This window comes from Trujillonella humicola (assembly GCF_046233715.1).
Lineage (GTDB): Bacteria > Actinomycetota > Actinomycetes > Mycobacteriales > Geodermatophilaceae > Trujillonella > Trujillonella humicola.
Genome location: NZ_JBJNRJ010000091.1, coordinates 1 through 10,683 on the forward strand (window position 1 = coordinate 1; position 10,683 = coordinate 10,683).

At 71.4% G+C, this 10,683-nt stretch carries 11 protein-coding genes; 3 read left to right on the top strand and 8 right to left on the bottom strand.

The window, feature by feature from the left end; genetic code table 11:
* Window positions 1-535 precede the first annotated feature (535 nt).
* The 4 genes from ACK586_RS24680 to resB form a co-directional block, all read right to left on the bottom strand.
* Entirely contained in the window at window positions 536-826 is a 291-nt protein-coding gene (locus tag ACK586_RS24680; protein WP_409333178.1) for a hypothetical protein, read from the bottom strand.
* 150 nt (window positions 827-976) lie between these two features.
* The gene (gene lnt, locus ACK586_RS24685; protein ID WP_409333179.1) at window positions 977-2,407 is read right to left on the bottom strand and encodes an apolipoprotein N-acyltransferase; all 1,431 of its coding nucleotides are present in this window, start codon (window positions 2,405-2,407) and stop codon (window positions 977-979) included.
* Window positions 2,408-2,517: 110 nt separating this feature from the next.
* Window positions 2,518-3,177 carry a TlpA family protein disulfide reductase gene (locus tag ACK586_RS24690; protein WP_409333180.1) on the bottom strand — a complete coding sequence of 220 codons (660 nt, stop codon included), beginning with the start codon at window positions 3,175-3,177 and terminating at the stop codon, window positions 2,518-2,520.
* 191 nt (window positions 3,178-3,368) lie between these two features.
* Window positions 3,369-4,859, bottom strand: coding sequence for a cytochrome c biogenesis protein ResB (gene resB / locus ACK586_RS24695; protein ID WP_409333181.1), 1,491 nt, complete (start codon window positions 4,857-4,859; stop codon window positions 3,369-3,371).
* 752 nt (window positions 4,860-5,611) lie between these two features.
* Here resB and ACK586_RS24700 point away from each other — a divergent pair.
* The 3 genes from ACK586_RS24700 (at window position 5,612) to ACK586_RS24710 (ending at window position 8,552) form a co-directional block, all read left to right on the top strand.
* Window positions 5,612-6,025 carry an ArsR/SmtB family transcription factor gene (locus ACK586_RS24700; RefSeq protein ID WP_409333182.1) on the top strand — a complete coding sequence of 138 codons (414 nt, stop codon included), beginning with the start codon at window positions 5,612-5,614 and terminating at the stop codon, window positions 6,023-6,025.
* Window positions 6,022-7,986 (top strand): heavy metal translocating P-type ATPase, encoded by a 1,965-nt coding sequence (locus tag ACK586_RS24705; protein WP_409333183.1) that lies wholly within the window; start codon window positions 6,022-6,024, stop codon window positions 7,984-7,986. Before ACK586_RS24700 ends, ACK586_RS24705 begins: the two co-directional genes overlap by 4 nt.
* Before the next feature lie 86 nt (window positions 7,987-8,072).
* Window positions 8,073-8,552, top strand: coding sequence for a signal peptidase II (locus ACK586_RS24710; RefSeq protein WP_409333184.1), 480 nt, complete (start codon window positions 8,073-8,075; stop codon window positions 8,550-8,552).
* A gap of 20 nt (window positions 8,553-8,572) precedes the next feature.
* Here the strand turns inward: ACK586_RS24710 and nadE are convergent, their stop codons facing one another.
* The 4 genes from nadE to ACK586_RS24730 form a co-directional block, all read right to left on the bottom strand.
* Window positions 8,573-9,397 (bottom strand): ammonia-dependent NAD(+) synthetase, encoded by an 825-nt coding sequence (nadE, locus tag ACK586_RS24715; RefSeq protein WP_409333187.1) that lies wholly within the window; start codon window positions 9,395-9,397, stop codon window positions 8,573-8,575.
* A 105-nt stretch (window positions 9,398-9,502) separates the two neighbouring features.
* A complete protein-coding gene (locus ACK586_RS24720; protein WP_409333188.1) occupies window positions 9,503-9,904 on the bottom strand; it encodes an ArsR/SmtB family transcription factor in 402 nt (133 codons plus the stop codon).
* A gap of 90 nt (window positions 9,905-9,994) precedes the next feature.
* The gene (locus tag ACK586_RS24725; protein ID WP_409333185.1) at window positions 9,995-10,321 is read right to left on the bottom strand and encodes a methyltransferase domain-containing protein; all 327 of its coding nucleotides are present in this window, start codon (window positions 10,319-10,321) and stop codon (window positions 9,995-9,997) included.
* 36 nt (window positions 10,322-10,357) lie between these two features.
* On the bottom strand, window positions 10,358-10,683 hold a 326-nt coding region (locus ACK586_RS24730), incomplete at its 5' end, for a transposase (RefSeq protein WP_409333186.1).

Sequence of the window (10,683 nt, forward strand, 5' to 3'; positions counted from 1 at the left end):
GCTTCAGCCTTGAACTGCGGACTGAACTTCCTCCGCTGCTCGGGCATGAACGCATCCTCTCAGTTCAGAGGACGTGTCCAAGATCGTTGGTACACCCCATTCGGCCATGCATCAGCATCGACCCACCGGCAAGGTTTGTGGTCAGGGCACTAGCCACGACCGTGAACCGCTCCGAAAGCTCATGACGGCCCGGCAGTGTGGTGGGCCAACGGGCGTACGAGCCCGCCGTCAATGTCCGAGCGAGACCGTGGGCGCCGCGACGTGACAGCCGGTCCCAGCAGTAGCCGTCCTCGGGGGGAGGGGGGCGTCTTGCCCGCCACGACGGGCGGAGGCCGCGATGGACGAGGTCCCCCCGTGTCGGCACATGACACTCTGCCGCTTTGCGCCCATGCGGTCGGCGACGTGGCCGTGCCTCACGCGTGCCTTAAGCAGCGGCCAAAGGTGGGCGGCAGCGGTCAGCAACGGTCGGAATCACTGAGGCACGAAGGTGGCGCCGACGCCGATCTGAGCTGGCCGAACAGGGCATGGGAGCTGGTCACAGCGTGGAGCGGGTGACCGGGATCGAACCGGCATGGCCAGCTTGGAGGGCTAGGAATCCGAGCGTCTGTTTCGGCTGGTTCAGGGAGCTCTTTGCCGCATCCCGTGCCTTCAGCGTGCCTTTGCTGATGGCGAACAGGCACGTCGCGTTGTTCGGCAGGTCGGCAGTTGCGCCCTCGCCGGCACACGGCCGCGTCGAGGCGAGAGCCGAGGCCACGGTGCACCGCGGGATGCCGTGACCGTCGAGGCGCAGCGTTTCGCGGGCCTGACGCCGATCATCCGGGGACACCTGCGGGCACCGCCACCGAGGCGAGGCCGCTCGGAGGTGCGAACGTATGCGGAGACATGGGCCGCGGTCGAAGGGCCCGACCCTGGCACGTCCTCGTCCGACCAGATCCCCGCCAGATCCACCTGCCGCTTGGGTCGGCGCGCAGTTCGGTCATGTTTCGGCCGCCTGTCGTCTGCGGGGCAGGACACGCATGGCCGGCCCGGCGAGCAGAGCCGACGCGACAGCGAGCACTGCGGGGAGATCGCCGGTTCGGGCGTAGGGGGTGAGGCCGGTGCGCAGAGGAATCGTGGCTGTGAAGAGCTCGGGCGTACCGAGCTCGCCCTGCTCGGCGATGCTGCCGTCGGGCAGGACGATCGCGGTGTAGCCCGTGGGCGCGGCCTGCAGGACAGCGCGATCCATCTCGAGTGCCCGCATCTGGGCGGCTGCCACCTCCGTGGCCGGCACCTCCTCTGTGGTGTAGGAGGCGGCGTTGGTCGGTACCAGGAGCACCTGGCCGCCGGCGGTGACGGCGGCGCGGGCTCGGTCGGCGAAGAACACTTCGAAGGAGATGACGACACCCAGCGGCCCCGCGGGGGTGTTCAGCAGCCCGGGGCCGCGGCCGGGGACGCCGTCCCGGGGGACGAGTGCGGTCATGTCGGACAGTTGCTCGATCAGGTCGCGGGCCGGGATGTACTCCCCGAACGGGACGCGGTGCACCTTCTCGTAGCGATCCACGATGCGACCGTCGGGGGCCCAGGCGACCGCGACGTTGCGGAAGCTCGTTTCCCCGGACTCGATGATCCCGGCGACGACGGTGGCGCCGGTACGCCGGGCCAGTGCCGCAATCCGGTCGGCTTCGCGGGTGTCGGCCACCGGTCCGGTGACCCCTATGCTGCTCTCCGGCCACAGGATCAGGTCCAGGTCGGCCGGCAGGTCCTCGCTGACGTCGAACAGGCGCTCGGTCACCTCCTGCGCGTCAGCCTCGACGGCGGGGATCCCGCGTGGGCCGCCCCCCTGCACGACGGCAGCCTGCAACTGGTTGGCCGGTGCGCCGCTCGGCTGGGCGAGGGCGACGCCGGCGACGCTCACGGCGGCCACTGCCGCTACCAGCAGCAGTGCGCGCATCCGCCGCTGGGCCACGGCCATCCCGGTCACCGCCGCTCCGGCGCCGGTGGTCAGCCCGACGACGAGGAGGGCGCCCCCAAGGGGGGCAGCCGCGGCGAACGGGCCGTCGAGCTGCCCCAGAGCGATACCGGGAAGCGGAAAGCCGCCGAAGGGAAACCGGGCGCGCACCATCTCCAGCGCAACCAGTGCGGCCGGAAGCGTCCACCACCGATGTCGGCTCGGATCGACGAGCAACATCGCGCCGGCGAACAACGCGACCTCCAGCACGAGGACAGCGGCGAAACCGGCCGGATGGAAGTCGGCAAGCCAGGACAGCGTCGGCGCGAAGAAGCCCACCCCCGCTACTGCTCCCAGAACCAGCCGCTGCCGCCAGAGCAGGCCGAGCAGCGCCCACGAGAGGACGGCCGCACCGACCGGCGCCAGGTACCACGCCGACCGCGGGGGCATGCTCCCGGCCAACAGCACGCCGGCCGCCACCCCAGCGAGCAGACATTGCCAGCCGGGCAGCCATCGGCCCCGCCCCTCGTAGACCGTCGCCTGCGTGTGTTGCGACCCAGTGGCGGTCGAGGCTGTCTCCTCCGCCGGGGTCACGGCGCGGCCGTCAGCTGGGACAAGAGCTCCTCGAGCCGGGCCGAGGACACCGGCCCGAGCTGCCGGTCCACGACGCGGCCGTCGGCGGCAACCGCCAGGGTCACCGGTAGTCCGCGCGCAGCCAACTCGGCCAGCAGTGCCCCGTCCTCGTCCACCACGTGGGCGTAGGTCACGCCCACGTCGGTCAACAGCGAGATCGCCGCCGAGCGGCTGTCCTGCGTGTTCACTCCCAAGAACCCGACTCGATCGCCGTAGCTCTCGTACGCGGCCTGCAGCACCGGCATCTCCTCGCGGCAGGGGCCACACCAGCTCGCCCACAGGTTGACCAGGACCGGTCGGCCGCCGAGGTCCTCCAGGGCCATCTCCTGGTTCCCCACCAGGCAGGGCAGGCGCAGTGCCGGCAGACCCGCCGTACCTTCGACCGTCGCGCCGTCGGCGGCGAAGGACTCGCAGCCGGCCACGTCGGCGGGGACAGCGACCCGAGCCTCGTCGGCGTCCCCGGCCGAGGTCGGCTTGTCTGTTCCACAGGAGCTGACCGTGGCTGCGACGAGGACGGCGGCGGCCGAGCGGCGGATCCGCGACCAGCGGGGGAGTGCCGAGTAGCGGGTCTCGGAGGTCGCGGTCCATCCGGTGCGGATCGGCTGATGGGGTTGCACCGCTGCGCCTACGCGGCCGGGCCGGGAGAGTCCGTCGGCGACTTCTGGCACCCGTCGAGCCGAGACGCTCAGCTCTCGGGATGCTCGCCCGCCCTCGCAAGGAGGACGCCGTCGGACCCGACGAGTGCGCGGAGCTTCTGGCCGGCCCTCTCGCGCGCGGGTCCTGGACGCCGCGATGACCCGCTGACAGATCACGTGCTGCGCTGCTTCCTCGACGAGCCGTCCGCGAGCAAGCTGACGACGACTCTTTCAACTCGTTCGTGCGCCTCGCCGCTCCCACCCCGTGCGAGCCCCGCGACCGACACCGTCGTCGAGGCCTCATCGCTGAGGGCAGGCCCTCGCGTGTCGGTGATCCGGACGAAGACTCGTTCGCGGCGCACCAGCAGCGTCGCCATGAGTCCGAGCAGCATCGTGATCGCGCTGACGAGGACTCCGACCTGCCCCGGGTCGTGAGAGACCTGCAGGGCTGCGAACTCTCGGTAACCGTCGAAGCGCACCACGGTGCCGTCCTCGAACGTCGCACTCTCCCCGATGCCCAGGTTCGCCGCGCCGACCCGGTTCAGCGCTCCCATGTCGATCAGCCTCTGGTCGAGAGCGAACACCGACTGTGGGGCGCCGCTGTCCAGCCCGAGGTAGCCGCGGTAGCCGATCAGGGCGACCTGTGGATCCAGCGGCCGCGCGTCCACCGACGTCAGGACGCCGCCCTGAACCCGACCGGTCGGGGCGAAGAAGCCCTCCAGGGCGAAGTCGTCGCCGGAGCCGTCCCCGAGGTCGGGCAGCTTCACCACACCTTCGCTGGCGAAGGTCGTGTTGTCCCGGGGCAGGAACGGGGCCGAGAGTTCCTCGAAGACCTGACCGTCCGGCAGCGTCACGGTGAACAGGGGCGTGAAGCCGTGCCCGGTCACGTACAGGCGATCACCGTCGGAGCGGAAGGGGTCGTTGACCCCGATCGTCGTCTGCTCCGTGGGTGCCCCCGGTTCGGCCTGGACGCCGATGTCGGCGGTGAAGGAGGCCGGCGTGCCGTTGGGCTCGTACGTGGCGCGGAAGTCCTCGAGGTCGAAGCAGAGCGGCGTCAAGGTCTCCGGATCGACCATCGGCCCGGCAATGTAGCGGTCGTACTGCTGGATGGAGTTGCAGAAGCCATCGCCCTCGGTGACCAGGATGCTGCCCTCGTAGCCCCACAGCTTCCCGCCGGCCAGCGCGACCAGCAGCGCCAAGAGCGAGAGGTGGAAGACGAGGTTGCCGGTCTCCTTGAGCCGGCCGCGTTCGGCCGAGATCTCCACGCCCGTGGCGGTGCTGCGCCGGGACACCCGGAAACGAGCCGATCGCAGATCGGCCTCCACTCGCTCCGCCACGGCGTCCGCGGGCCGCGACACCCTCTCGGCGGCGTGAACCGGGAGCCGGTGCAGATGCCGCGGCACAGGCGGCACATCGGCCCGTACGGCGCGGAGGTGCTCGATGCAGCGCGGCACCAGGCAGCCGATCAACGAGACGAACAGCAGGAGATAGACCGCCGAGAACCACGGGCTCGAGAAGACGTCGAACATCCCCAACGTATCGAGCACGGGCGCCAGCTCGGGGTTCTCGCGGAAGAACGCTGCTACTGCGGTGGGGGTCAGCGACCGCTGCGGGAACAGCGAGCCGGGCACAGCCGCCAGGGCGAGCAGGAACAGCAGCACCACCGCCGTCCGCATGCTGGTCAACCACCGCCAGCGGCGCAGCAGCCACCGTCCTCCCCGGTGCGGCCACGAGCCTCGGGAGGCGGGGGCCGGCGGCCGTGCCGGGCGCGTCTGGAGGTCAGTCACGGCATCCGCGCTGCGGACTGGCTGCGGACAAGCGCCGTCGGACACGGCTGGACCCTCGAGTGCTTGCTCACGGCGACTCCTTCACGCGGCCTCTGGGCCCCGGCGGACGGGTCCCTGCTGACTCGGACTGGAGGCGGCGTGGTCGACCGAGGGCGGGAGGACTGGGTCGACACGCTACTAGGCGCGCTCGTAGACGCCGCGCGGCGGCGCGCATGACGGGTCCGGCGCGCGAGGGTGTCGGGATCTCGCCGGTCGCTAGGCAGGGATGTCCAGAGCACGCCGACCTCGGTTGGCCGTCGTAGGCCACGTGCCGCGGCCGCGGTGGTTCAACTACGACGAGCCTGGCGGTCTGCCGTATCAGCGAACCGTTCCGCTGCGGCGGCTGCTGAGGTCTTCGGCGTCCTCGTCACGAACCCGAGCTCTGCGACTGATTTGCCCCGGCCGCAGCAACCGAAGGGCAAGCAACCGGTAGGCCTCGTTGCGGTTCGTGAGGCATTGCTGCCGTTCGGGCGAGCACGCCGGCGCCGGGTTGATGCACGTATGGCGAGGAGTCAGCCCGGGAAGCCCGACGAACGGCCTGTCGACTACGCCTCCCTCGGCCCACCGGGCCAGCGCGTTATCATCGTCAGGTGACGATCACTGACGTGTCGGCGGAGGCCGCCTCGCGACCAGCGCTGGCGCCGGCGGCTGCGTTGTTCCACGGCCTGGGTGACTCCACCCGGCTCGCGTTGCTCCGGCGCCTCGCTGAGGGCGAGGCCCGAGTGGTCGATCTCGTGGCGGAGCTCGGCCTGGCGCAGTCCACGGTGTCGGCGCACCTGGTCTGCCCGCGGGACTGCGGTCTGGTCGACTCTCGCCCCCGGGGCCGCGCCTCGGTGTACTCCCTGACTCACCCTGAGCTGCTGGACCTGCTCGCCACGGCGGAATCGCTGCTCGCCGCCACCGGCAAGGCGGTCGTCCTGTGCGCCGGCTTCGGCGGAGCCCGAGCGGAGCTCCGACCCACCACCACACCCGAGACCACCCGCGACGAGAAGAGCACCCGATGAGCGACGCCTGCGGCTGCAGCGACGACGAGACGACCCCGGCCGGCAAGGAGGCCGAGGAGCACGAAGCCGAACGGCTCTGGGAGGTTCGGGAGCTACAAGCAGCGGCGGTCGCCGGCGTGCTCCTGGTGGGTGCACTGTTCGCCGGAGGCGCCGACCGTGCCGGCCTGCAGCTCGGTCTCGAGGGGGCCGCGCTGGCGGTCGGGGCCTGGACCTTCGTCCCTTCCACGCTGCGCCGCCTGGCGAAGGGCAAGATCGGCGTCGGCACGCTGATGACGATCGCCGCTGTCGGAGCCGTGCTGCTGGGCGAGGTCGGCGAGGCCGCGATGCTGGCCTTCCTGTACTCGATCAGCGAGGGCCTGGAGGAGTACTCGCTGGCCAAGACCCGCCGCGGGCTCCGCGCGCTGCTGTCCCTGGTGCCCGAGCAGGCGACCGTGCGTCGCGACGGTCTCGAGCAGGTCGTGGCTCCGGCCGAGCTGCGCATCGGCGACGTCATGGTGATCAAGCCCGGCGAGCGGATCGCCACCGACGGCGTCGTCGGTAGCGGGCGCACCGCTCTGGACGTCTCGGCGATCACCGGTGAATCGGTTCCGGTGGAGGCCGGGCCGGGCGACGAGGTCTTCGCCGGATCCATCAACGGAACCGGCGTGCTCGAGGTGCGGGTCACGACAACCGCCGAGGACAACTCGCTCGCCCGCATCGTGCGGATCGTGGAGGCCGAGCAGTCCCGCAAGGGCGAGGCCCAGCGTCTGGCCGATCGGATCGCCAAGCCGCTGGTGCCCGGCGTGATGATCGCCGCGGCGGTCATCGCCGGCATCGGCAGCCTGCTCGGTGATCCCCTCGTCTGGATCGAGCGCGCCCTCGTCGTGCTCGTCGCAGCGTCTCCCTGCGCGCTGGCCATCTCCGTGCCGGTCACCGTCGTCGCCGCGGTGGGCGCCGCCAGCCGCCTGGGCGTGCTGGTCAAGGGCGGCGCCGCCCTGGAGGCCCTCGGCGCGATCCGCGGGGTTGCCCTGGACAAGACCGGCACGCTGACCCGCAACCGACCGTCGGTGGTGGACGTCGCCGTTGTCCCGGGGGTGAGCCGCGAGCAGGTGCTGGACGTCGCCGCGGCGCTGGAGGCCCGGAGCGAGCATCCTCTTGCCCGGGCCATCCTGGCTGCGGTTCCCGGCGTCACGCCGGCCGACGATGTCGAGGCTGTCGTTGGAGCCGGGCTCGTCGGCCGAGTGGCCGGCCGCCCGGCGCGGCTGGGCCGTCCCGGCTGGATCGAGGCCGGCGTGCTCGCCGGCGATGTGCAGCGGATGCAGCACGCCGGGGCGACCGCGGTGCTCATCGAGGTCGACGGGCAGCTCATCGGTGCGGTCGCCGTGCGCGACGAGCTGCGTCCGGAGGCGGCGGAGGTCGTCGCTCAGCTGCGCCGCGACGGCTACTCCGTGGCCATGCTGACCGGCGACAACACCGCCACCGCCACGGCCCTGGCCCGGGAGGTGGGGATCGAGCAGGTGCACGCGGAGCTGCGCCCGGAGGACAAGGCGCGCCTGGTGGCCGACCTGCGGGGCCAGCGGCGCACCGCGATGGTCGGTGACGGCGTCAACGACGCCCCGGCGCTCGCCACCGCCGACCTGGGTATAGCCATGGGCGCGATGGGCACCGACGTGGCGATCGAGACCGCCGACGTCGCGCTCATGGGCGAGGATCTGCGGCACCTGCCGCAGGCCTTCGGCCACGCTCGCCGGGCCCGCCGGATCATGCTGCAGAACGTCGCGCTGTCCCTGGGCATCGTCATCGGTCTCATGCCGCTGGCGTTGTTCGGCGTGCTCGGCCTGGCCGCCGTCGTGCTCGTGCACGAGGTCGCCGAGGTCTTCGTCATCGCCAACGGCGTGCGCGCCGGCCGGACCAAGCCGCTGACTTCGGCGCCCACCGCGCCGGCGTCGGCGCCCGTCGAGTTGACCGGCGCCGTCCGGTGACCGGGGCCGGGGGCTCCGGCCCCGGGCGGGTCCGGCCGGTTCGTCGGCGGCTGTGGGTGGTCGCAGCCGCGGCCGCAGTTGCGGCGGTGGACCTCACCGCGAAGACCTGGGCAGAGAACCGGCTGTCGGCGACCGGGGTGGAGCTCGGGCCGGTGGACCTGCGGCTCGGCTACAACTCGGGTGTGGCGTTCTCCGTCGGCGCGGAGGCTCCGGCCTGGCTGGTCATCGGCGTCACCGCCGTGATCACCGCGGCAGTGGCGGTGTTCGCCTGGCGCACGGCACGTCACGGCGGCCGAGCCCAGCTCGCCGCGCTGGCCCTCGTCCTCGGCGGCGCGGTGGCCAACCTCGCTGACCGCGCCGCGGACGGCGTCGTCACCGACTACCTGCACACCGGCTGGTGGCCGACGTTCAATCTGGCCGACACCGCGATCGTCACCGGAGGGCTGTTGTTCGCCGTGACTGTCTGGCGCGGTGAGGCGGCGCAGAAGCGCCTCGAGCGCTCGGAGGCCGCAGTGTCGTCATCCTCAACGGATCCGGCCTCCCCGTCGGGCCAGGAGGCAGTGTGACGCGCTGCTGAGCCGCCGCGTCAGCGCGGGGGTGTGATCGGCCCGGTGCGCTTGTGTGCCGTGGCGGTGTAACGCTGGATGATCTCGGCTCTGGTCTCCAGCCGGACTGGACGTCCCTCGAGGAAGTCGTCGATCTCGTCGTAGCTGAGGCCGAGGACTTCCTCGTCGGGTAATTGTGGGCGCAGAGACTCCAGGTCCGCGGTCGGGGTCTTGGTGATGATGCGGTCGGGCACGCCCAGGTGTCGGGCGAGACGACGCACCCGGCGCTTGGTCAGTCCTGCGAGCGGGTTGGCGTCGACTCCGCCGTCGCCGAACTTGGTGAAGAAGCCGGTAAGAGCTTCGGCGGCGTGGTCGGTGCCGATCACGAGCCCGTCGAGCGCGGCGGCGATGCCGTACTGGGCGGTCATCCGCTGGCGCGCCTTGATGTTGCCCAGTGCGTGGTCCGCGCGGTCGGCGGAGGCGAAGTGGAGCCCTGCGGCGGTCAGCCCGGCCAGTGCGGCATCGCTGGCCGGCTGGATGTCGACGGTGAACAGGTGCTCGGGCTCGATGGCGTCGAGGACCAGTCTGCAGTCGGCCTCGTCGTGCTGCCGTCCATAGGGAAGGCGCACTGCCACCAGCGCGGCAGACCCAGCAGGGAGACGACTCACCGCGCGGCGGCAGAGCATGCCCACCGTCGCGGAGTCCACGCCGCCACTGACGCCCACGATCAGCGTGCGGAGGCCGCTGGCAGCGAGCAGGTCTGCCAGGAATCGGCTGCGGCGGTCCTCCTCGTGGGCGGGATCGAAGTCGGACGGCACACCCAGTTCGTGGGCGATGCGTTGCTGTTCGTCCCGCGCGTCGTTCATCACGTGCGATCCCTTCAGAGCCGGTCCTCCATGAGCGTCGCTCGAGTGGCCGTCGACCACGGTCCGGTCCAGCAGCCTGATCAGCGGGCCCGTGCCCAGTGGTGGTCAGTGCCCTCCGGGCCGGCGCCCAGCGGCGGAGCCGTAGGTGGGACACAGGTCGACGGCATCGCCGGTCTCGGCGAGGAGGCGCTCGGCTGCCCCGAGGAGTTCCATCAGGTGCGGTTCAGTCGTCAGGGAGAACATCGACGCGCGGCCCTGCGGTCGAGACGTCACCAGTCCGCAGTCGCGGAGGCAGGCGAGGTGTGCGGACACGGTGGATTGGGCCAGGCCCAGGTGCGCCGTGAGGTCTACGACCCGGTGCTCGCCGGCGGCGAGGTGGCGCAGGATCGCAAGCCGAGCCGGATCGGACAGGCTGTGGAAGAGCGAGGCGGCCGGGGACAGAGCCCGGGTCTGGTCGACCGCGAGGCCGGACGAGGCCTCGGCGGCCGCCTGCGGTTCAGCTTTCATCGACACCAGACGATGTTACGTGGTGGTCGTCAGGGGCGGCAACCTGCGCCGGCCGCGACGGGGCGGGAGCGAGAGACGCATCGAGCCTGGTCAGGCCTTCCGGTCGGCCACGCCGAGTACATAGTGGCCTCGGATCCTGGTCCGCCAGCGTGTGCCGATGGCGAGGCCCTGTCGCTCGAGTTCTGCGACGAACTCGGCAGCGGTGAACCGGTTCTGCGTGGGGTGGTCGAAGAGCCATCGATACCCTCGGGTGGCCAGCGCATCAGCGGTGACCTCGTCGAAGTAGAAGCGGCCGCCAGGTCGCAGTACCCGCGCGATGTCGCCGACTGCCGCCTGCCAGTCCTCGACGTGGTGCAGGATCCCGAAGTCGAACACCGCGTCGTAGCTGCTGTCGGCGGCATCTAGTGCCCTGACCACGAACGTTCGCCGGGATGATGAATAACAGTGGTGTGATCAGGCGGCGGTTCGCTGCCGGGGCTGGCCCCACCGGCGGTGGCGTTCGCTGCGGACTCGGGCGCGTTCCCGGCGTTCTGCGGCGAGTACGTCGGGATGGCGGGCGTGGGCGTTGCGCCAGCGCAGATGGGCGTGCAGGGCGCGGGTGAGTGCCACGTGGTTGGGATGGTTGGAGCCGGCGAGGACGAAGGAGCGCAGCGGCCCGAAGTGCGGCTCGATCGGGTCGGCCCAGGAGGCGTAGGTCGGGGTGAAGTCCAGTTCCACGGCGTGCCGGGCCGCCCAGGCGCGGATCTTGGGGCCCTTGTGCGCCGACAGGTTGTCCATGA